15 protein-coding genes and 1 pseudogene are annotated in these 24,706 nt (G+C 41.6%); 14 read left to right on the forward strand and 2 right to left on the reverse strand.

The features are described from left to right. Positions 1-60 precede the first annotated feature (60 nt). The 10 genes and pseudogenes from AB3G73_RS11410 (at position 61) to AB3G73_RS11455 (ending at position 17,370) form a co-directional block, all read left to right on the forward strand. Positions 61-3,120: a TonB-dependent receptor gene (locus AB3G73_RS11410; RefSeq protein WP_148365194.1), complete on the forward strand. Its 3,060-nt coding sequence runs from the start codon at positions 61-63 to the stop codon at positions 3,118-3,120. Between the two features lie 16 nt (positions 3,121-3,136). Continuing rightward, positions 3,137-4,750: a RagB/SusD family nutrient uptake outer membrane protein gene (locus AB3G73_RS11415; RefSeq protein WP_148365195.1), complete on the forward strand. Its 1,614-nt coding sequence runs from the start codon at positions 3,137-3,139 to the stop codon at positions 4,748-4,750. A 44-nt stretch (positions 4,751-4,794) separates the two neighbouring features. Further along, complete coding sequence (locus AB3G73_RS11420) at positions 4,795-6,621, forward strand: BACON domain-containing protein (protein ID WP_148365196.1); 1,827 nt, start codon at positions 4,795-4,797, stop codon at positions 6,619-6,621. A gap of 21 nt (positions 6,622-6,642) precedes the next feature. Beyond that, complete coding sequence (locus tag AB3G73_RS11425; protein ID WP_367744951.1) at positions 6,643-8,190, forward strand: hypothetical protein; 1,548 nt, start codon at positions 6,643-6,645, stop codon at positions 8,188-8,190. A gap of 43 nt (positions 8,191-8,233) precedes the next feature. After that, entirely contained in the window at positions 8,234-10,618 is a 2,385-nt protein-coding gene (locus tag AB3G73_RS11430) for a DUF2264 domain-containing protein (RefSeq protein ID WP_148365390.1), read from the forward strand. A gap of 18 nt (positions 10,619-10,636) precedes the next feature. After that, the gene (locus AB3G73_RS11435) at positions 10,637-12,439 is read left to right on the forward strand and encodes a family 43 glycosylhydrolase (protein WP_367744953.1); all 1,803 of its coding nucleotides are present in this window, start codon (positions 10,637-10,639) and stop codon (positions 12,437-12,439) included. 6 nt (positions 12,440-12,445) lie between these two features. Then, positions 12,446-13,795, forward strand: a pseudogene (locus AB3G73_RS11440) (sulfatase); the annotation flags it as partial. 33 nt (positions 13,796-13,828) lie between these two features. Then, positions 13,829-15,007 (forward strand): DUF2264 domain-containing protein, encoded by a 1,179-nt coding sequence (locus AB3G73_RS11445; protein WP_320978366.1) that lies wholly within the window; start codon positions 13,829-13,831, stop codon positions 15,005-15,007. A gap of 9 nt (positions 15,008-15,016) precedes the next feature. Next, positions 15,017-16,240: a DUF2264 domain-containing protein gene (locus tag AB3G73_RS11450; RefSeq protein ID WP_148365200.1), complete on the forward strand. Its 1,224-nt coding sequence runs from the start codon at positions 15,017-15,019 to the stop codon at positions 16,238-16,240. 23 nt (positions 16,241-16,263) lie between these two features. Continuing rightward, complete coding sequence (locus AB3G73_RS11455; protein WP_367744955.1) at positions 16,264-17,370, forward strand: glycoside hydrolase family 105 protein; 1,107 nt, start codon at positions 16,264-16,266, stop codon at positions 17,368-17,370. A 76-nt stretch (positions 17,371-17,446) separates the two neighbouring features. Here the strand turns inward: AB3G73_RS11455 and AB3G73_RS11460 are convergent, their stop codons facing one another. Next, positions 17,447-18,796: an MATE family efflux transporter gene (locus AB3G73_RS11460; protein ID WP_148365202.1), complete on the reverse strand. Its 1,350-nt coding sequence runs from the start codon at positions 18,794-18,796 to the stop codon at positions 17,447-17,449. 105 nt (positions 18,797-18,901) lie between these two features. On the opposite strand from AB3G73_RS11460, the gene lysS reads away from it, so the two are divergent. The 3 genes from lysS to AB3G73_RS11475 all read left to right on the forward strand — a co-directional run bounded on the left by lysS (position 18,902) and on the right by AB3G73_RS11475 (position 23,072). Further along, a complete protein-coding gene (lysS, locus tag AB3G73_RS11465) occupies positions 18,902-20,632 on the forward strand; it encodes a lysine--tRNA ligase (protein ID WP_320978289.1) in 1,731 nt (576 codons plus the stop codon). Between the two features lie 88 nt (positions 20,633-20,720). Continuing rightward, the gene (locus tag AB3G73_RS11470; protein WP_148365204.1) at positions 20,721-21,716 is read left to right on the forward strand and encodes an NAD(P)H-dependent glycerol-3-phosphate dehydrogenase; all 996 of its coding nucleotides are present in this window, start codon (positions 20,721-20,723) and stop codon (positions 21,714-21,716) included. A gap of 18 nt (positions 21,717-21,734) precedes the next feature. Further along, entirely contained in the window at positions 21,735-23,072 is a 1,338-nt protein-coding gene (locus AB3G73_RS11475) for a glucose-6-phosphate isomerase (protein WP_117934223.1), read from the forward strand. Positions 23,073-23,171: 99 nt separating this feature from the next. Here AB3G73_RS11475 and AB3G73_RS11480 read toward each other — a convergent pair whose 3' ends face one another. Next, on the reverse strand, positions 23,172-23,678 hold the full coding sequence (locus tag AB3G73_RS11480) for a DUF5035 domain-containing protein (RefSeq protein WP_148365206.1): 507 nt from the start codon (positions 23,676-23,678) through the stop codon (positions 23,172-23,174). Positions 23,679-23,868: 190 nt separating this feature from the next. Here AB3G73_RS11480 and AB3G73_RS11485 point away from each other — a divergent pair, with 190 nt between their 5' ends. Next, positions 23,869-24,678, forward strand: coding sequence for a hypothetical protein (locus AB3G73_RS11485; RefSeq protein ID WP_195649125.1), 810 nt, complete (start codon positions 23,869-23,871; stop codon positions 24,676-24,678). Positions 24,679-24,706: the final 28 nt, after the last annotated feature.

Raw genomic sequence — 24,706 nt, forward strand, 5'->3', positions numbered from 1 at the left:
TATATTTCTTTTTTTGATGACTTTTGTTCAGCATATTCAATAATTAAATCTTATGTATAAATGAAAAACAATCAATTAAAAACAATCTTGCTGGCTATATTTCTAATGATTATGGTAGGCATACATGCGCAAAATGTACGAGTGACAGGTATTGTGTCTGATACACAAGGCCCATTGATTGGAGTGAACGTTCATGTGAAAGGAGGTACAACCGGTGTGATTACCGATATGAATGGTAAATATTCCATCGAGGTATCTTCTAATACTACACTCGTATTCTCTTATATAGGTTATGCAGATCAGGAGCATAAAGTCGGGAATCGGAAAGTTATTGATGTAACCATGTCCGAAGATTCCAAATTGCTGGAAGAAATTGTGGTAGTAGGCTATGGTTATCAAAAGAAAAGCGATATCGCTACTTCCGTTGCTTCCGTCAAAACTGATGAAATGAAAAGTTTTCCGGCAGGAAATGTGGGTGACATGCTCCGTGGACGTGTAGCGGGAGTTAATGTAACAAGCTCATCCGGCAGACCAGGGGCCGCTCCTACCATTACCATCCGTGGAAACCGTTCTATCAGTGCGCAAAATACTCCGTTGTACGTTATTGACGGTTCTGTATCAAGCAGTGAGGAATTCAGTACTTTAAGCGCAGAAAGCATTGAGTCTATCGAAATCCTGAAAGATGCAGCTTCTCAAGCCATTTATGGCGCACGTGCCAGTGACGGTGTAATTCTTGTAACTACCAAACGTGGTATGCAAGGTAAAATGGAAGTGAGTTATAACGGCTATGTAGGTATTCAGTCCTTGTGGCGTAACTTCGATTTTTACTCTCCACAAGAGTATATGATGCTGCGACGTGAAGCAATGGCAAACGACAAAGGCATTATTGACGCCCGCGAAATCTCTGTTGCAGAAGCTTTGAGTGACGAAATTATGAGTGAAGTCTGGGCAAACGGTCAGTTTGTCAACTGGGAAGATCTAATGTTAAAGAATGCTCTTTACCAAAACCATGATTTAACTGTACGTGGCGGAACTGACAAACTCCGTGTATCAGCAGGTCTCAATTACTTTGATCAAGACGGTATGGTGACTACCGGTTCGGGATATAAAAAAGCAGCTTTCCGTCTGAACGTGGACTACAAAGTAAACAAATGGGCAAGTTTTGGTGTGAATACTTCCTACGCATTATCCAAAAGTGAACGTGAAGATGGAAATTTTACGGAGTTCATTACCCGCACTCCGTTAGCTAAAGTATACAATGCGGATGGTAGTTATACTAAATATATCGACACTGCCAACGATGTTAATCCGCTTTATAGAGCACAAAATTATGCACGCGAAATAACGAACAACAGTTACCGCGTCAATATTTTTCTGGAATTAAAACCTTTCAAAGGGTTTAATTATCGTTTAAATACTTCTTTCTATAACAGACAACAAGAAGATGGAGAAGTGAAAGGTGTCAATTATCCCGGTGGAGGAGCTACCGCCAAATTGACAAATAATGAACAGAGAAATTATCTGATAGAAAACATCTTCACTTATGAAGTTCCAATCAAAAAACAGCAACATAAACTGACCCTTACTGCCGTACAGTCAGTAGACCACTCTCAAACTAAAGGACTAGGATATTCGACCAGTGACTTACCTGTAGATATGGACTGGGATTTTATATCCAATGGCCAATTCTCCGGCACACCTACTAGAACATTCTCTGAAAATAATCTGGTATCATTCATGGGCCGCGCTTCTTATATATTTATGGATAGATATATTATGAATGTGGCTATCAGACGGGATGGTTCAAGCCGATTCGGAAAAAACAACAAATGGGGTACATTCCCTTCTGTGGCTCTGGCATGGCGTGCAAACGAAGAAAGTTTCCTGCGCAATGTGTCCTGGATTGATAATTTAAAACTCCGTTTGAGTTATGGCATTGTAGGTAACCAGAATGGAATTGGTAACTATACAACGCTTGGCTTGACAGATCAGGAACGTTATGAGTTTGGTGACAACTCCTATATGGGGTATCTCCCCGGAAAAGAACTCTCAAACCCCAATTTAAAGTGGGAGCAATCACGTACAGCCAATGTTGGTGTTGACTTTGGTTTCTTCAACAATCGTTTGTCAGGTACGATCGAGTACTATAATACTAGAACAACAGATCTGATCGTCAAGCGCGAATTAAACTCAGTTTTAGGCTATGAACAAATGCTTGATAATTTGGGAGAAACTAAATCACACGGCATTGATATCAGTATCAACGGCGACGTCTTCCGTACAAGGAATTTTACATGGAGTCTGGGAGCCAATTTCAGCCAGTATGCTAATGAGATCGTAAAAATTGACAATCAAGTCGATGAAAACGGCAAGCCATTGAGTCAACCGGGTAATAGCTGGTTTGTAGGTAAACCCATAAATGTTTATTATGACTATTTACCGGATGGCATCTACCAGTATGAAGATTTCGATATAAAAAGAAATGCTTACGGCAAATTGGAATACACATTGAAACCGACAATTGATACTGACGGCGATGGTATAGCTGATAAAGCATTGACACGCGAGGATAATGTCGCTCCGGGATCTGTTAAAATAAAGGATGTAAATGGCGATGGAAAAATAAATGCCGATGACCGTACACCTATCTCAAGAGATCCAGATTTCACACTTTCCCTAAATACAACTCTCAAATGGAAAGGTTTTGATTTATATATGGATTGGTATGGTGTATCCGGTCGTAAAATTAGAAATGGATATCTCTCCGAATCCAATAGTGGCGGTTCTTTACAAGGGAAACTAAATGGCGTGAAGGTAAATTATTGGACTCCATTCAACCCCTCTAATGAATTCCCGCGACCTAGTCATAACACAAATGTGACTTATCATGGTTCTTTAGCGATTCAAGACGCTTCTTACATTCGCTTGCGCACTTTGCAACTGGGTTACACCTTCCCCGTAACTTGGATAAAGAAACTTCAACTTCAAAAACTTAGAGTATACGCTACAGCAACCAATCTTCTGACATTTACAGACTTTTTGTCTTATAGTCCGGAGTTGACACCGGGTGCATATCCTGAATCAAAACAGTATGTATTTGGAATTAATGTTTCATTCTAATAAAATCCCACAGAATATGAAAAATAAATTATATATAACAGCTCTGGCAATATCTTCCATTGCGTTCTTATCTTCTTGTGAAGATTTTCTGAACCTCAAATCAAAAACGGATATTACTACAGATTATCTGACCACTTCCCCTGACGGATTGTATCGTGCAGCGATAGGATTATACAGTTTGGACAGAGAACTCGCAAAAGGAGACGGAAGTGGTGGTAGCAACCTCTATATTGTGACGATGTGTGATTACAGCACTGATATTATGGCTTTCCGTGCAGGAACAAGTACTGCCATTGCGAAACTACAGAATTTCATGCCCAATAATAGTGATGTGGAATCATTCTGGCAACACTATTATTTCATTATCGGTAAAGCTAATGAGATTATTACCGGAGCGGAGCAACTGGGATTTGACGATCCTGTAACTACCCGCGCATGGGGTGAAGCTAAATTTTTCCGTGGACGTGCATATTTTGAACTATGGAAACGTTTTGAACGTCTTTATCTGAATACGATTCCTACTACAGTAAATAATCTGGAACGTGATTTCCATCCTGTTACTTCAGAACAGATATTCACTCAAGTCAAAAACGATTTGGATGATGCTATCAATGCACTCGATTGGGGAATACCCAATAATGACTATGGCCGTGTTACCAAAGCGACTGCCAAGCACGTGAGAGCACAGGTTGCCATGTGGGAGAAGGATTATGATAAGGCGATTGAAGAATGCGAGGATATATTTAGAGATGGAACAATGTACTCTATGATGGCCAAAACAGGGGACGTATTCAACAGTGCAGACATGCGTTCCGCCGAAGTTTTATGGTCTTATCAATTCTCTGAAAATATGGGTGGAGGCGGAACCGGTACTCCATTAATGGGACATCGTGCTGCCATCATTACAACGACCCGCTCCCAAGCTAATCCCGATTGTACATTTGAAGCTGCCCAAGGGGGATATGGATGGGGACGTGTTTATCCAAACACCTATTTATTCAGCCTATATGATCAAGAAAAAGACAATCGTTATAAGGATCTTTTCATCCACACTTTTTACTACAATGACCAAAGTAAGGCTAATTATGGGCAGGAAATCCCTAAAGACTTATATGGTAAAGCAGCCGGCTATATGGAAAGATTACACCCGATGTCAAAAAAACACTTTGACCAATGGACCAATGCTACGCAACCTGACCGTACCAGCAGTTTCAAAGATCTGATTGTTTATCGCTTGGCTGAAACTTACTTAATGTGTAGTGAAGCTTATTTCCACCGTGATGGTGGAGACAGTCCTAAAGCTATAGAATACTACAACAAAACTTGGGAAAGGGCAGGTAACACTCATGAAAATGGTCCTTTAACCCTCAATATGCTCTTGGATGAATATGCCCGCGAACTACACTTCGAAGGAGTGCGCTGGTCATTATTGAAACGCCTTGGCATCTTGGGCGAACGTGTTCGTCAACATGGAGGCGACCTTGTACTGGAAGACCCCTATCTGGATAAAGACTATGCCGAATGCCGCCAGAACTTCGTAATAGGCAAACATGAAACATGGCCTATTCCACAAACGCAGATTGACTTGATGGGAACAAATGTTTTTCCGCAAAGTGATCCATGGAAATAAAAAGAGACTGATTTTAATTTATAAATCTGTAAAAGAATCATAGTATGAAAAGACTAACATTGATATCATTGATTCTGAGTATGATATTGACTTCCTGTAAAGAGTATGGTGAAGTAAGAATTATGCCGGAATTTAATCATAGTGAAACAGAGATTGAACTCTATAAAAATGAAGGTTCCTCAAAAACAGTGGTAATATCCACTACAGCGAACGAAATTACTGCAGATTATAATGCCAGTTGGCTTTCGGTAGATGCTAACAAGCAACGGATTATCTATACAACCCTTACTACTAATGAAACCGGTGAGGTGCGCTCTGCCATCGTCAAGTTAAATGCCGGAGATTTTTCAATGGAAGTGACAGTGAAGCAGTTGGCGAAGGACGAGTCAGAAGTAAAGACATTAAAAGTCGGACAATTAACAGAAGACGGACTCGGAATGATATTCTGGGTTGATCCGGATAATCAAGAAGTAGGTAAGGCTATTTCACTAGAGCGTTGGGGTGGTAATCCGTTTGAAGCATCCATTAAATTACACAATGCTTTCTCGATGGTAAATGGTATGGAAAATACAGCTCTGTATACTGATGCCGGTACCAATGACGCAGCTGCTCTATGTACAAATTTAGGAGAGGGATGGTATCTGCCTGCCTCTGAAGAATTAGGGAATTTATTTGATATCTATAATGGCATAGCACGCGATAACGGATTTACCAATGCTACACCAGATCAAATCAGTGATGCAGAAAAAGCTTCCCGTTCTACATTTGATAAAAAATTAACCGATCTCGGAGGGGCAGTAATAAATGCAGCTGCTGAAAATGGTAACGGAGAAAGTTACTGGTCGAGCACGGAAAATGAAGACGGCCAGAAAGCACGCTATGTACGTTTCGGGAAATATGGAATGGATTTTGGTGCCAAGACAGGTACGAGCCGTTTTGTACGTGCCATGAAAGCAATCGGTGACTATAAATTCCCCGAGGAGCCCGCTACCTTATCTGTTTCACCAACGCAGGTAGAACTGACAAGTGAAGAAGGGGCTACAGCAGATGTCACAGTTAGCACAAATAAACTGTCATTTGCATATGTCATTGAAGGTAACAGTAATACGTGGCTTTCTGCTGTACAGAATGAAGATAAAATCAAATTTACTGCTTTATCTAAGAATGACGGTGACGAAGTTCGTACAGCCATTGTAACGATAACAGCAGGCAGCGGTGATGCTCAAGCCACAGTGACAATAACCATAAGACAACAGAAAGGACAGACGGAAGCTCCTGCTTTCCAGATAGGAGATTTTGTAAAGATGGATGGTGATACAGAACTGGCTGAAGGCGGTATCGTATTTTGGGTAGAGGGCAACAATGCTAAAATTCTGTCTTTAAAGCGTAGTGCCACTGCCATAAATTGGGCTAACGAAGGATTTATAGATGCATTAGGTTTAACAGATCAGGAAGATGGTGAAGCTAATACTCAAAAGATGAGAGAGAGTGCCATAGCTGCTAATATTCCGATTCTGGAATATTGTAAAGATGGCTGGTATTTACCTGCTAGAAATGAAATGGAAGCGGTCTTTACTGCATACAACGGCGGACCTTCCCAAAGTATCGGGGTAAAACCTGATGCTATTAAGCAGGAAGAAAAAGATGCTCGCGCAGCTTGGGATAAAATTCTCACTGATAATGGAGGGGATGTTATGAACGAAAAAGCTGACAATACCGCTGGTGACAGCTATTTCACCAGTACGGAAGCGGATGATGCTTCGAAAGTATTCTATGTGCGTTTCGGACAGTGGAACCCCGGTTTAACTGGTGCCAAATATGCCAAATCGCCTGCACGGTATGTACGTTGTATCCGAAAAATTTCCAAATAAAACCCTTTAAAGAAGACAATCATGAAAGTTAATTCATTCTATATCATAGCATTGTTGATATGCAATATCGCACTCGCTTCGTGTACGGATTATGTAGTGAAAGATCCTAATTTTATGCCACCGGATGTTGTCATTAATGACGATACAGGTAATAATGACATCATCGAAGGGCTACCGACTCCCGGAGAAATGCAGCCTTATAGCCCCTCACTTTTAGGTAAGCCTTATCGTCCGATAAAAGTTAAGTATTCCAATGAGTTTCCACCAGTGACCAAATGGACGGAGAGTAATACCCGTATTGTCGCTTACATGGGAGAGTACAAACCTGCTATCAAGTCGGAAAGTGACTACAAGGCCATAACAAATAAGTATGGTAGTTTCACTTCAGGAGCCAAACAACAAGCCACAGGGCGTTTTTACGTAAAAAAAATAAACGGCCGTTGGTGGATTATCGATCCTGAAGGCTATCCGCATTATGAGAGGAGCGTCACTTCCATGCGTTACGGTTCTTCGGCACGCAATAAGGAAGCATGGAACAAGCGCTTTGGCACTGACGCCAAATGGATAGCAACATCACAAGCAGAATTGGCTAGTATTGGTTTCCATGGTACGGGAGCCTTTTGTACGGATACATACGGAAAGATTCAGACTCACAACTCTGCCATTCCCAATTCTCCGTTAACGTTGACTCCTTCATTCGGATTTTTGGGACAATTCAGAACACAAAATGGCCATGCCTATCCAGATAATACATCGGACAATGAATTGGGGTTAGTACTTTATGATGACTGGGCAGATTTCTGTAAAACATATATAAACACCTCTTTGGCACCTTATTTGAATGATGCCAACGTATTAGGCTTCTTCTCGGACAATGAAATCAACTTCTCATCACAGAACTCCAAAATTTTAGACCGTTTTCTGGCACTTACGGATAAAACAAATGTGGCCTATCTAGCGGCAAAGAAATTTATGGATGAAAAAGGGGCAACAAGTGTGACAGATAACCTGAATAGTGAATTTGCAGGCCGGCTAGCCGAGATTTATTATAAAGGAGTGAAGGATGCCATTAAGGAAGCCGACCCGGGCATGATGTATCTGGGCACACGCCTGCATGGCACTCCCAAATATATGAAGGATGTAGTGGCTGCTGCAGGCAAATACTGTGACATCATTTCCATCAATTACTATAGCCGTTGGAGCCCGGAGTTGGACTCCTATGTTAAAAATTGGGGAGAATGGGCAGATACTCCGTTTTTGGTTACCGAATTTTATACAAAAGGTCAGGATTCCGATTTGAATAACTTATCAGGAGCCGGATTCACGGTTCCGACCCAGAATGACCGTGCATATGCTTATCAGCATTTTACACTGGGGCTGCTTGAAGCAAAGAACTGTGTGGGATGGCACTGGTTCAAATATCAGGATGACGATGGGACGGATAACAGCGGGAAACCGGCTAATAAAGGCGTGTATGATAATCATTATGAAATGTATCCTTACCTAAGCAAATTTATGCAGGAAGTAAATTACAATGTCTATAATTTAATTGAATACTTTGACAACTAGAATAGGTCATAATAAAAGACATAAGTATCAATTCTTTAAAATGATGATAATGAATAACGGAAAGAAAGTTTTAATTATAGGTCTGACTCTGCTGACCGGTTTTACCTATTCAGCAGGAGCAGTAACAAAAGACATGAAGAAAGTCGTTGATGAAGCTCTTGAATTTTCGGTCAAACAGTCAATGTCCATGTTCAATGAAATGAAAGATCAGAAAGGCATACTTCCGAGAACAGCGAAAGATGGCAAGATGATTACTTGCGAATCTGCTTGGTGGACAAGTGGTTTTTATCCGGGTTCCCTTTGGTACTGTTACGAGTATAGTAATGACCCGCAAGTAAGAGCCGCCGCAGAAGAGATGACCTCACGAGTGGAAAAACAGAAATATACAACCAGTAACCATGATGTTGGTTTTATTATCAATTGCAGTTTTGGTAATGGTTATCGCCTCACTCATAATGAAACATACAGGGAAGTAATAGAGACTGCCGCAAAATCTTTGTCTACCCGTTTTCATCCGGTGACGGGATGCACCCGTTCTTGGAACAGCAAAAAATGGCAATTCTCTGTTATCATTGATAATATGATGAATTTGGAACTACTCAATGTAGCCTCTTCCCTAACGGGAGACAACACCTACTATAATATGGCCAAGTCGCATGCAGACCGGACAATGATTAATCATTTCCGCCCTGATGGAAGTTCATACCATGTGGTAAGTTATGACACGATTACGGGAAAAGTATTGAATCAAGTGACGCATCAAGGGGTAAACGATCAATCCTCCTGGTCACGTGGACAAGCATGGGGACTATATGGCTTTACAATGATGTATCGGCAGACTGGTAAAAAAGAATATTTGGACCATGCTATTAAGATTGGTAAGTTCATTATGAATCATCCGCGCCTGCCCAAGGATAAGATTCCTTATTGGGACTTTGATGCTCCCAATATTCCCAAAGAAGACCGTGATGCCTCTGCAGGTGCTATCATGGCATCAGCCTATGTGGAATTAAGCACTTATGTGGAAGGAGAACTAAGCAAACAATTCCTCGCGATAGGTGAACAACAAATAAAGTCGTTAGCTTCTCCAGGTTATCGCGCAAAGAAAGTGGGTGATAATAATCATTACATTATCAAACATAGTACAGGTTTCATGGCAAAACAATACGAGATTGATGCTCCTCTGACATACGCAGACTACTATTTTATAGAGGCATTAATCAGATATAAAAAACTACTGGAAAATCGTCCGGTAGTTGAAACAATAACAGCCTTCTCGGAAAATTCGGATCGTTCTCTTTGGCTAAGTTCGCTCCATCGAATTTCCTATCCGCTGTTAACGAATATGGCAAAAGGAGAACTGCGAAAGAATATGCCTGTTGAGTCTATCGCCGCTGATATGCAAAAAAGAAAAGAAGTCACACACCTGGAAGCTTTAGGAAGGCTAATTACCGGTATCTCAACTTGGTTGGAACTAGGACCCGACAATACGATAGAAGGCAAACTACGTGCCGAATATATTAATTTAGCCTTGAAATCTATTTCTAATGGAGTAAATCCCCAATCTCCTGATTATCTAAACTTCAATAACGGACGCCAGCCATTAGTTGATGCCGCCTTCCTTGCTCACGGCCTATTAAGAGCACGCACGCAATTATGGGACAAGCTTGATAAGACAACTCAAGAACGGGTAATCAAGGAACTTAAATCATCAAGAGCAATAAAACCTTCTGAAACCAATTGGCTGTTTTTCGCAGCAATGGTAGAGGCCGCCTTGAAAGAGTTTACCGGCGAATGGGAATATGAACGTGTAAAGTACGCTTGCGATCGTTTTGCACAATGGTATAAAGGTGACGGATGGTATGGTGACGGTGCTGATTTTCATCTGGATTATTACAATAGCTTCGTCATACATCCTATGATGGTCGAGGTGCTGGAAATAATGAAGAAAAACGGTATAGAGAGTTCCATACCCTATGATCTTGAAGTCGAACGATATGCACGCTATGCCGAACAACAAGAAAGACTGATATCACCTGAAGGTACATTCCCGATAGTGGGCCGTTCATTGGCTTATCGATTCGGTGCATTTCATGCATTATCTGATGTTGCTTATCGAAAATTACTTCCGGACAGAGTAAAACCTGCTCAAGTAAGGTCCGCTCTATCCGCTATAATCAATCGTCAGATTAATGCGCCCGGAACGTTTAACCCTGAAGGCTGGCTACGAGTAGGTTTTGCCGGTTATCAACCTCATATCGGTGAGACATATATATCAACAGGTAGTCTGTATCTGTGTACAGCCGTATTTATCGCGCTTGGTTTACCGGATTCTGATGAGTTTTGGTCTTCTCCTTCTGCTGATTGGACTTGTAAAAAAGGTTGGGCAGGTGTTGATTTGAATGTGGATAAAGCCTTGAAAAAATAGAATGAAAGAAGTATGCTCATGAAAAATATACTATTTATTTTATTCGCTTCACTAACTTTGTTTTCCTGTTCGGAGAACAAAGCTGTTGAAAAACAGACGACTTTTTGTAATCCAATGAATCTGGATTATGGTTGGGGAAACTTTCAGACAAGAGAAAAGAAAGCCCGTTCCGCAGCCGACCCTGTTATCGTATTATTTAAAAACAAATACTATTTATTTACCACAATGGACATTGGCGGCTATCGAGTATCCGATGATTTAATTACATGGAAAAATGTATATTTCAATCCGGAAGTGGAGACATCCGCCCTTGATGTCGATCATTATGTGGCACCCGCTGTGGCAGCCGATGAAAACTATGTATACTTCATTAATTTCACCAGAGACCGTACCAAGAAAACGGTAGATGTCATTCGCTCATCCGATCCGGAAAATGGAAAATGGGAAAAATGTGGTGAAGTAAGACGTATGGCCGATCCTTGTTTATTTATTGACAATGGACGCTTCTTTTTCTATTATGGTTTAGGTGGAACTCAATCTACTACTTTCTTCGAAGTAGATCCTGCCACATTCAAAGAAATAGAAGGCTCAAAAAAGGTCTTGAGAGAATATGTAACAGACATCAATCAGTGTAAATCAGGCTATCATTTTGGACGTAGAGAATTATATGATGAAATTGATGCCTCTGCCTGGCAGGGAAATTTTTCCAAAGTACCATGTCCTGAAGGTGCATGGATTGTGAAGAACAAAAATAAATATTACCTGCAATATGCCACTCCAGGTACTATCTGCAATTGGTATTGTGATGTGGTTCTGGAGAGTGATAGTGTAAATGGTGGTTTTGTAGAACAACCTTATAATCCTGTATCTCTAAAAGTCGGTGGTTTTATCGGAGGAGCCGGACATAGTTGTGTATTTAAAGACAAATACGAAAATTGGTGGCAAGTCACCTCCATGTGGGTGGGTAATCATGACGAATTTGAAAGAAGAATTGGTTTATTTCCTGTTTCTTTTGATGATAAAGGAAGAATGAGAACCCATACTGTATTAGGGGATTATCCCATATCACTACCGCAAAAGAAATTCAATCCTCAAGATATTTCCGCTTTTGGCTGGATGCTCCAATCATATCATAAAAAGAGTACAGCGTCTTCTTCATTACCGGGTTTCGAACCGGAAAAGGCAGTGGATGAAAATGTTCGCACCTGGTGGTCGGCTACAAGTGGCAAAGTAGGTGAATATTTCGTAATAAACTTAGGTAAAAAAGTACGTATGAATTCCATTCAGATAAACTTTGCAGAACAAGACATTAACCCTGATGCTCCCAAAGAAACGGATTATCACGCTTATAAACTGTACGTATCCGACAATGGAAGGGATTGGAAACTAATAGTGGATAAATCAAGGAACATGGTTGCCATACCACATGAATATGTAGAATTTCCGAAACCGATAGAAACTTCTTTTGTTAAAATAGAAAATGTCCATACTCCCAAAGAAGGCAAGTTTGCCTTATTGGATTTGCGTGTGTTCGGTTTTGGCCATTCGGACAAACCGGAAATTGTTAAAGAACTGTCAGTAAAAAGAAACAAAGACGATGAAAGATATGCTTCGCTTAGCTGGAATAAAGTATCCGATGCTGATGGTTATCTTGTTCGTTTTGGTTATCAGCCTGATTTTCTTAATCAATGTATCCAGGTCAAAGATAAAGAGACAACCGGTTTACTGCTCCATATCCTTACCAAAGGCGTACAGTATCATTACCGCGTTGACAGCTATAATGACAGTGGAATTACAGAAGGCATCGTTATCTCTGAATAAAAAGATATGAACAAAAGACTGCTTATTTATCCTCTACTCTTTTCTGCCGGGCTATTGCAAGCCCGGCAGAAACCTAATGTTGTGATTATCTTTACAGACGATCAGGGTTACCAGGACCTTGGTTGTTATGATTCGCCATTGATACAGACTCCCTCTATTGACCGCATGGCAAAGGAAGGCATAAAGTTGACCGACTTTTATGTATCGTCTTCCGTATCAAGTGCTTCGCGTGCAGGACTTCTGACCGGCAGATTAAATACACGGAATGGAGTAAAAGGGGTATTTTTCCCCGAATCTGAAGGGATGCCTGCAGAGGAAATCACTTTGGCCGAAGCGTTGAAAGAGCAAGGCTATGCAACCGGTTGCTTCGGTAAATGGCATTTAGGCGATTTGAAAGGGCATCTACCTACAGATCAAGGATTTGATTACTACTATGGCATCCCATACAGCAATGATATGTATATCGGTCCCTCCCAGCAGTTCGCCTCCAATGTTACTTTCAGGGAAGGTTATAATCTGTCAAAAGCTAAAGAAGACCAAGAATTTGTGAGGACTTCCAGTAGAGCAGATATAAAAAAAAGGTTGAACAACGCTTCTCCACTATTTGAAGGAGATAAAATTATTGAGTATCCCTGCGACCAGTCTACTACCACCCGACGTTATTTTGATCATGCCATAGATTTTATAGAAAATAATCCGGAGCAACCTTTCTTCGTCTATATCACCCCATCAATGCCTCATGTGCCGTTATTTGCCTCCGAGCAATTTAAAGGTAAAAGCAAACGGGGACTCTACGGTGATGTTGTAGAAGAAATTGATTGGAATGTAGGTCGTTTACTCGATTACTTGGACAAAAAGAAATTAGCAGAAAACACTTTAGTTATTTTCGCATCGGATAACGGACCGTGGTTGTCTTTCAAAGAAGACGGAGGTTCCGCTGAGCCGTTACGAGGCGGTAAGTTCTCTTATTATGAAGGAGGCGTCAGAGTTCCTTGTATCATCCGTTGGAAAGGGAGTATACCTACCGGTGTAACTAGTGACGCAATAATTGCCAGCATCGACCTTTTCCCTACAATCATGCACTATGCAGGTTGCCAATCCTTCAAACAAAAGATTGATGGTATAAATATTTCATCTTTTCTCAAAAATCCTTCTCTACGATTACGTGACGAATATGTTTATGTAAAAGGTGGTGAAGTTCACGGTATACGCAAAGGTGATTGGGTCTATTTGCCTAAAACAGGTAATAGTAAGTTTAAAAAAGGAGATGTTCCCGAATTGTTTAATCTAAAACTGGATATCGGAGAATCGAATAATCTTCATCTACAGTATCCGGACAAAGTGAAAGAGCTGCAGGAAGTGATGAAAAAGTATCAATCAACTTCTACTATGCCATATGCACAAGTACGTGATACGCTTAATGATGACAGACAATATTGGATTCAGACACTCGTGAAAATAGCTGATCCGGTGATAAGCAATCTTAGCAAAGACCAACTGAAAAAAAATATTCCTGTCGGGCGTTCGTCATCAGCTTTAGCCAGCAGTCGGGAGTTTATCACTCATATGGAGGCTGTAGGCAGAACCATCGCAGGAATAGCACCTTGGTTGGAACTTGGACCAGACAATACTCCAGAAGGCAAGCTACGTGAAAAATATATTAAAATGACGTGCAAGGCTCTGGCAAACTCTGTAAACCCGAAATCAAATGATTATTTCAACAGCACAGCTACCCGTCAGATATTAGTAAACAGCGCATTCTTAATACAGGGTTTATTGCAAGCACCTACACAGTTATGGGGAAATCTGGATGACACCACCCGCAAGAGACTCATTGAACAGTGGAAATCGACCCGCACCATGAAACCGGGAAATAATAATTGGTTGTTATTTTCTGCTATGGTGGAGTGCGGATTAAAAGAATTTTCCGGAGAATGGAATTTTCCGACAGTAGAAAGAGCCTTGACTTCTCATAGAGAATGGTATAAAGGAGATGGAGTTTATGGAGATGGAGCAGATTTTCATTTAGATTATTATAATAGCTATGTTATCCATCCTTTGTTACTGCAAATCCTGAAAGTGACAGTAAAACAGAGGCCATCTTTCCAGTCATTTCTGAATGAAGAATGGATACGATTTATTCGTTACGCCGAAATTCAAGAGCGCATGATAGCTCCCGACGGCAGCTATCCGATACTAGGCCGTTCAGTCAGTTACCGTTCAGCAGCATTCCAAGTGTTGGGGGCATGTGCTTTATTCGAAAAACTCCCGGAATCATTGAAGCCCGGACAAGTACGTGGAGCCATGACAGCCATGCTTAAGCGTCTTTTTGAGCAGCCGGGAACTTTCGATAAAGAAGGTTGGCTGACGATCGGAGTTTGTGGCGAACAACCAGAACTAGGAGATATTTATCTGTCTACTCCTTGTGTTTATCTATGTGCATTAGGTTTCCTGCCCTTAGGACTCCCTGCCAATAACCCTTTTTGGTGCAACCCGATTGAACCATGGACAAGTATAAAAGCATTTGGCGGTATAGATTTTCCAATAGACAAGTTTATTAAACCATAAAATAAAATCATGAGATATAGTATTTTGATTATTGCCTTTCTGATGTTTAACTTCACAGGTTATTCACAAACAACTTCAGGACAGGAAGACAGGGCATATTGGGTCAACATGTTATCTCAAATTGCAGACCCATTATTAAATAATATGAGTAAAGGAGAACTAAAAAAGAACATGCCTGTAGAGACTATCTCCGGTATGCCTAATCCATCCAATGCGCGTACCACTCATTTGGAAGCTTTAGGACGCTTATTTGTAGGAATGGCCCCTTGGCTGGAACTCGGCCCGGACAATACACAAGAAGGACAAATACGTGAGAAATATATCCGCCTGATGACTGAGTCCATCAATCACGGATTCAATCCCCAATCTCCGGATTATCTGAATTTTACAGTCACTCGGCAACCTCTGGTAGATACTGCATTCTTTTGTCAGGGACTATTGCGTTCTCCGAAACAAATATGGAGTAAACTATCATCTGAAACCCAAAAGAATATCCTAAACGCCTTACAACAGGTAAGTAAGATTAAACCGGTAGAAAGCAACTGGTTACTCTTTTCTGCTATGGTCGAAGCTACTTTGCTGGAATTAACAGGTAAATGCAATATGCATCCTATTGAGTATGCTGTCATGCGATTCAAGGAATGGTACAAAGGCGATGCCTGGTATGGTGACGGAGCAAATCTACATATAGACTACTATAATAGTTTTGTCATTCATCCAATGCTTTTAGACGTTCTGGAAATCATGCAAAAACACAGTAAAGGCGAAGTCGACTTCTATAGAAAAGAACGGCAACGTTTCTCCCGATATGCGGAACAACAGGAAAGAATGATCTCTCCGGATGGAGCATATCCTGTAACCGGACGCTCTATAGCATATCGTTTTGGAACTTTCCATGTACTTTCACTGGCAGCCCTAAATGATTTGCTGCCAACTACCATTACTAAAGCACAAGTCCGATGCGGACTAACAGCTGTCATAAAAAGACATCTGGCTATAAAAGGAAATTTCGACGAACATGGATGGCTGACTTTAGGGTTTGCCGGACATCAACCTTCAATCGCTGAAAGATACATTTCTACTGGTAGCCTGTATTTATGCTCTACTGTATTCACAGCATTGGGACTTCCCGCCACTGATGAATTCTGGAGTGCCCCTTATGCGGAATGGACAGGGAAAAAGATTTGGTCAGGTAATCCGGATGTAAAATTGGATAAAGCAATAAAATTATAGAACCCCGATAAAATAGATGATAAATGAAAAAGATTCTTGCCTTATTTTTAGTATCAATAAATTGCACCCTGAATGCTCAACAGCTTTTTTCATCAAAGATGGAAAAAGAAGATATTACTAAAGTTTGTAATGCCGTATCCGAGTGGCAAATTAGCCATCACAACGAAGTAAAGCATAATCCATTAGACTGGACAAACGGCGCTTTATATCGCGGAATGACTGAATGGGGAAAAGTCTCCGGAAATCAGTCCTGCTATGATTTTGTCCGCACTATTGGTGAAAGACATAACTGGGATATGTGGAACCGTGTATATCATGCCGACGACATTTGTGTAGGGCAGGCTTTCATCGAGATGTATCGCAGATTTGATGATAAGCGTATGCTACAACCGGTAATGGAACGCGCTTATTATGTGGCTTCCCATCCTTCGAAAGCTCCGCTACAAAAGACAGATGCCGTGGGAACAACGGAACGTTGGTCATGGTCGGACGCCTTGTTTATGGCGCCTCCGGTTTATGCGGCTCTATACACGATAACCGGAGATAAAATCTTTCTGAATTATATGGACAGTGAATATAGAGAGTGTGTAGACTCACTATATGACAAGAAAGAACATCTTTTTTATAGAGATAATAAACGAATTCCCCTCCGTGAGAAAAATGGTAGTAAACAATTCTGGGGAAGAGGTAACGGTTGGGTATTTGCCGGACTTCCTCTTATTGTTGACAATTTGCCTCTCAACTGTTCTTCACGTGACTACTATATCCGGCTATTTACTGAAATGGCGGAAGCAGTTCGTAAAACTCAATGCAAAGACGGGGACTGGCGTACCAGCTTACTAGATCCTGATTCGTATAATATGCCCGAAAATAGTTGCTCTGCCTTTATGTGTTTTGGCATTGCCTGGGGAATCCGTAATGGCTACCTGCCCCAACGAACCTACAAACTTGTACTTGAAAAAGGTTGGCAATCATTGGTAAAAGCTGTTCATTCTGATGGAAAGTTGGGATATATACAACCTGTTGGTGCCGCACCCAAAGCTGCCGGATTCGATGCAACAGATGTATATGGCGTAGGTGCTTTCTTATTGGCAGGAAGCGAATTATATAAATTGTCAGGTGCTTACTAAATGTGAACAATGTATCAATAGTAAAAGCCGGTTATTGAGTGATTTTTTCAATAACCGGCTTTTACTATCCTATGTATTAAGCTACTTTCTTAAACTGCCGGAACTGCCACCACAACATACCTCCGGATATAAGACTAGCCGCCAAATCTGCCACAGGCATACTGGCCCAAACGCCTATTTGTCCATAATAATGAGGCAAAATCAACAAACAGGGAACCAGAAATAACATCTGCCGCGTCAGCGACAAGAAAATGGCTTTACTTGCCATTCCGATACTCTGGAAGAAGTTGGAAGCTACCATCTGAAAACCAACAATCGGGTAGAAAAATACCACAATACGAAAACCTTTAGAAGCAATATTGATTAATTCTTCGTCCGAAGTAAAGATGGAAGATACGATTTCCGGAATGAACATACCTATCAGGAAACCAATCGTCGTCACTACAGTAGCACAGCAAATGGTTGCTTTCAGCACTTTCGTCACACGGGGATAGAGCTTCGCACCAAAATTATATCCCGCAATAGGCTGCATCCCCTGATTCAATCCCAACACAATCATAATAAAGACAAAGACGATGCGATTGACAATACCGAATGCACCGATTGCCAAATCACCTCCATATTCTTTCAATCCCTGATTAATCAGAATCACAATAAAACAAGAAGCCATATTCATCAGGAAGGGAGACATACCGATAGCCAATGAATCCAGCACGATTTTCCGTTTCAAACGGAAAATACCTTTTTTCAACCGTATCAGCTCGTCTTTACGGCAGAACAAATGAAGCTGCCAGACCAATGCGATCAACTGTGCACAAACCGTAGCCGTAGCCGCCCCACGGATTCCCCAGTCAAATACAAAAATAAACAATGGCGCAAGCAATATATTGATTATCACTGTCGTTATTGTTGCCATCATCGCTTTCTGCGGATGGCCCGAAGCACGGAGCACTGCATTCAGTCCCAGATATAAATGAGTAACCACATTTCCGAGCAAGATAACCTGCATAAATTCACGGGCATATTTCACCGTTTCATCGCTTCCCCCGAAAAAGTAAAGTATCGGATCGAGGAAAGGAAGAACAATTACCGTAAAAGAAATACCTATAATAAGGTTTAATACAAACACATTTCCCAAAACCCGCTGTGCGGTATCATAATCTTTCTGTCCCAGCTTCACCGAAATCAATGTAGCCGCACCGACACCGACCAGTGAGCCGAAAGCCGCGGCAAGATTCATTAGCGGGAAAGTTAACGCCAACCCGGAAATAGCCATCGCACCCACCCCGTGACCGATGAAAATACTATCTACCATATTGTAAAGAGAAGACGCCGTCATGGCGATAATTGCCGGAATGGCATACTGCATTAAAAGCTTCCCAATCTTTTCCGTACCCAACGCAGTGGGTGTCTTTTGTCCTGTCATACCTATTAGTTTGAGGCGGCAAAGATACAAAAAAGAGATGGATTACAGGATATATGAGAAAAGTTTCGTATTTTTGCCTCCAAAATTGAGTTAATACGTAACGAAATGAATATATTAGAACTAAGTGAACAGGAAATCATTCGACGCAACAGCCTGAATGAGCTTCGTGCGATGGGTATTGATCCGTACCCAGCAGCAGAGTATGTAACCAATGCTTTCTCTACAGATATTAAAGCTGAATTTAAAGACGATGAGGAGCCACGCCAAGTTTCCGTAGCCGGTCGTATCATGAGCCGCCGCGTGATGGGTAAAGCATCTTTCGTTGAATTGCAAGACTCTAAAGGTCGCATTCAGGTGTACATCACCCGTGATGATATCTGCCCGGGAGAAGACAAGGAACTGTACAACGCTGTATTCAAACGCCTGCTCGACTTAGGTGACTTTATCGGTATCGAAGGTTTCGTGTTCCGCACACAGATGGGTGAAATCAGTATCCATGCTAAGAAACTGACTGTACTTGCAAAGTCTATCAAACCGTTGCCTATCGTTAAGTACAAAGACGGGGTAGCTTATGACTCTTTTGAAGATCCCGAACTCCGTTATCGCCAACGCTATGTGGACCTGGTAGTGAACGACGGTATCAAAGAAACATTCCTGAAACGTGCCACTGTGGTGAAAACATTGCGCAATGCTTTGGACGAAGCCGGTTATACGGAAGTGGAAACTCCGATCCTGCAATCTATTGCCGGTGGAGCAAGCGCACGCCCGTTCATCACTCACCATAACTCACTGGATATGGATCTTTACCTGCGTATCGCAACAGAACTTTATCTGAAGAGACTGATCGTAGGTGGTTTTGAAGGTGTATATGAAATAGGTAAGAACTTCCGTAACGAGGGTATGGACAAAACCCATAACCCGGAGTTCACTTGTATGGAACTCTACGTACAATATAAGGATTACAACTGGATGATGAATTTCACCGAAAAGTTGTTGGAACGTATTTGTATCGCAGTAAACGGTAGCACAGAAACAGTGGTTGACGGAAAAACCATCAACTTCAAAGCTCCTTACCGCCGTCTGCCTATTCTGGACGCTATCAAAGAAAAGACAGGATATGACCTGAACGGCAAGAGCGAAGAGGAAATCCGCCAAGTCTGCAAAGAACTGAAGATGGAAGAAATCGACGAGACGATGGGTAAAGGCAAGCTGATTGATGAAATCTTCGGAGAATTCTGCGAAGGTACATATATCCAGCCGACTTTCATCACCGATTATCCGGTTGAAATGTCTCCGCTGACCAAGATGCACCGCTCTAAACCGGGACTGACCGAACGTTTCGAACTGATGGTGAACGGTAAAGAGCTGGCTAATGCCTACTCGGAATTGAACGATCCGCTGGATCAGGAAGAACGTTTCAAAGAACAAATGCGTTTGGCCGACAAGGGAGACGACGAAGCGATGATTATCGATCAGGACTTCCTGCGCGCTTTACAATATGGTATGCCTCCTACATCGGGTATCGGTATCGGTATCGACCGTCTGGTGATGTTAATGACCGGACAGACTACCATTCAGGAAGTATTGTTCTTCCCGCAAATGCGCCCGGAAAAAGTAGTGAAAAAAGACGCTGCTGCCAAATACATGGAATTGGGAATCGCAGAAGACTGGGTTCCGGTGATTCAAAAAGCCGGTTACAACACAGTTACCGACATGAAAGATGTCAATCCGCAGAAGCTACACCAGGATATCTGCGGCATTAACAAGAAATATAAATTAGAACTGACCAATCCGTCCGTAAACGACGTGACCGAGTGGATAAATAAACTTAAATAAATTAAGAATGAAGAATTAAGAATGGAGAATCGTTTCGGCTTTTCATTCATAATTCTTCATTCTTCATTCTTAATTTTTAATTAAACAAATGAAACTACCCGGTAAGATAGCGATAATGGGCGGAGGAAGCTGGGCCACAGCCATCGCAAAGATGTGTCTGGCGCAGGAAGATTCTATTAATTGGTATATGCGACGAGACGACCGCATTGCCGATTTCAAACGATTAGGACATAATCCGGCCTATTTGACAGGGGTGAAATTCGACACAAAGCGTATCAACTTCAGTTCCAATATCAATGATATTGTGAAAGAATCCGATACACTGATTTTTGTCACCCCCTCTCCTTATCTGAAAGCACATCTGAAAAAGCTGAAAATGAAGATTAAGGATAAGTTCATTATCACCGCTATCAAAGGAATCGTACCCGATGACAACGTTATTGTATCGGAATACTTCACAAAAGAATATGGTGTGCCACCAGAAAACATTGCAGTCCTTGCAGGTCCCTGCCACGCAGAAGAAGTAGCTTTGGAGCGACTCTCCTACCTGACTATCGCCTGCCCTGATAAAGACAAGGCACGTATCTTCGCACGCCGTCTGGGAAGCAGCTTTATCAAAACATCTGTCAGTGATGACGTGGCGGGTATCGAATACAGTTCGGTACTCAAAAACGTGTATGCCATTGCTGCCGGTATCTGTAGCGGACTGAAATATGGCGATAACTTCCAAGCTGTATTGATCTCTAACGCCATTCAGGAGATGAACCGTTTCCTGAACACGGTGCATCCGTTGAACAGAAACGTGGATGAATCTGTTTATCTGGGGGATTTATTGGTGACCGGTTACTCCAACTTCAGCCGTAACCGGACTTTCGGAACGATGATAGGTAAAGGGTATTCCGTGAAGAGTGCGCAAATTGAAATGGAAATGATTGCGGAAGGTTACTATGGTACGAAATGTATCAAAGAAATCAATAAGCATCATCATGTCAATATGCCGATACTGGACGCCGTGTACAACATCCTGTACGAACGCATCTCACCAATGATCGAGATTAAATTGCTGACTGACTCTTTTAGATAATCTTTAAACAAGAACGATATGATTAGTTTAAACATTGAAAAGACATTTGGATTTATCTCCAAAGAAAAGGTTTTTGCTTACGAAGCTGAAGTAAAAGCCGCACAGGAAATGCTTGAAAAAGGTACAGGCAAAGGTAATGACTTTTTAGGATGGTTGCATTTGCCTTCTTCTATCACTAAAGAACACTTGGCCGACCTGAACGCTACAGCAAAAGTATTAAGAGATAACTGTGAAGTAGTAATCGTTGCCGGTATCGGTGGCAGCTATCTGGGCGCCCGTGCCGTAATCGAAGCTTTGTCTAACAGCTTCACTTGGCTACAGGAAAAGAAAACGGCTCCTGTCATGATCTATGCAGGACACAATATCAGCGAAGATTATCTGTATGAACTGACTGAATATCTGAAAGATAAGAAATTCGGTATCATCAATATTTCTAAATCAGGAACTACTACGGAAACTGCTCTTGCTTTCCGTTTACTGAAAAAGCAATGCGAAGATCAGCGCGGCAAAGAAACTGCAAAGAAAGTAATCGTTGCAGTGACGGATGCAAAGAAAGGTGCTGCCCGTGTTACAGCTGACAAAGAAGGATATAAAACATTTATCATCCCTGACAACGTAGGCGGACGTTTCTCTGTACTGACTCCGGTTGGTTTGCTGCCTATCGCAGTAGCCGGATTCGATATCGACAAACTGGTTGCCGGTGCTGCCGATATGGAAAAAGTATGCGGATCGGACGTTGCATTTGCTGAAAACCCGGCTGCTATTTATGCTGCTACCCGCAATGAGTTGTACAGAAATGGCAAGAAGATCGAAATCCTCGTTAACTTCTGCCCGAAACTGCACTATGTAAGCGAATGGTGGAAACAGCTTTACGGAGAATCGGAAGGAAAAGATAATAAGGGTATCTTCCCCGCATCGGTAGATTTCTCGACAGATCTTCATTCTATGGGTCAATGGATTCAGGAAGGCGAACGTTCTATCTTCGAAACTGTGATTTCAGTAGAGAAGGTTAACCACAAACTGGAAGTTCCTTCTGACGAAGCAAATCTGGACGGCTTGAATTTCTTAGCCGGCAAACGTGTGGACGAAGTAAACAAGATGGCCGAACTGGGAACACAACTGGCTCACGTAGACGGTGGTGTACCTAATATGCGCATCGTACTTCCGGAATTGAGCGAATACAACATCGGTGGTCTGCTCTACTTCTTCGAAAAGGCTTGTGGTATCAGCGGTTATTTGCTGGGCGTGAACCCATTCAACCAACCGGGTGTGGAAGCATACAAAAAGAATATGTTTGCCTTGCTGGACAAACCGGGTTATGAAGAGGAATCCAAAGCAATCCGTGCAAAACTATAAATCAAGAACGTTTTATAAACGGTAAACTATAAACAATGAACGGTGAACAACTATGCTATATGCATGGATTTGTTCACCGTTCATTATTTATTATTACTCTTATTTATCATCTTCGGCTTTCGTCTTCAAGCCGATTTCTTCCTGTGCTCCTTCACATTCGGCTTTGGAAGAAAGATAGAACTCTAATTTTACATCACCGTTCTTATCGACTTGTTTAATGGTCGCCATAACCATAATTCTGGCCTTTGACACCCCATCCTTAAAACGGAGCTGTCCTTTCTCCACATCCGTCAAGTTTCCCTCCGTAGATACTTCTGTTTGCTCATAAAAGAGTTTAGTATCCACTTCATCGTCATTCTGAAGTTTAAAGGTTTTCAGTTCTGCCCCATTTCCATCCAAAAACAGAAAGGCTTTCACTTCATCTCCCACTTTCAAGGCCGGCAACTCCTCCCTCTGATTCGCATAGTCCTTTTCACCGGAACTGGTATTTTCACCGTCCGATTCGATCTTTGCATAAAGCTTTTCTATCTTGATAACAGGACTTTCTCCACTATCAGAGCAGGCACCTAAAAACAATGGTAGCAACAATAATACTCTCTTTTTCATGCTATCGTCGAGTTTATAACGTTACAAAAATACACATATTCCTCTAAACAGCAAATAATTATATAGTTAATCGTTTGGGAGCATCATTTACAACTATCTTCCTTTTCTAATTTATCTCTCATTTTTTATCGTTATCTTTGCCTCGTATACAGTTGTAGATGAAGCGAATCAAACTTAAAAAACAAATAGAATGGCAGGAAATTTATTAAAGAAGTCCAATGGACTCATGCTACTATGTAGCATATCATTGCTAATGATAGTCATGACCGGTTGTCAGGAAGCCAAACTCAAAACTGTGATCGGGATAGCCAACAAACAGTGCCCGCTGGACATGGGGGAAGTCGGCAAGATTACCAGCATCATCTACGACGGAGATAACGTAGTGTACACTCTCAACATGAACGAGGAAATTACCAATATTAAGATATTGAAAGATAATCCGGAAAGCATGAAATCATCGATCAAAATGATGTTTCAGAATCCGGCTGCTGATGTAAAGGAAATGTTGAAGCTGATGGCTAAGTGTAATTCCGGATTACACATGATATTTGTAGGGAATAAGTCGGGCGAGCAAGCGGTTTGCGAACTTACTGCCGAAGAATTGAAAGAGGTGATCAATACAAATGCCGACCCGGCACAAAGCGGACAGACAAAGCTTGAAGCGCAACTGAAAATGGCGAATCTGCAATTTCCAATGCAGGCCAGTGAAGAGGTCATTGTCGAAAAGATCGAAGTCATAGGTGAATCGGTTGTTTATATATGCAGTGTGGACGAAAAGTTGTGTCCTATCAGCCAGATTGAAGAAAACGCAGCAGAAGTGAAAGAGGGTATTGTGTCCACGCTGGCAAGTCAGACCGATCCTGCCACCCAGATATTCATAAAAACCTGTGTGGAGAACAATAAAAACATTGCTTACAGATATATCGGTAAGGATTCCGGAAAACAATATGATGTGATTATCCCCCAGTCCGATCTAAAGAAAATGATTATAGAAAAATAAAATATTATCTTAAAAAGATTCCGCAACG

This window comes from Bacteroides sp. L008 (genome assembly GCF_040812255.1).
GTDB classification, from domain to species: Bacteria; Bacteroidota; Bacteroidia; order Bacteroidales; family Bacteroidaceae; genus Bacteroides; species Bacteroides vicugnae.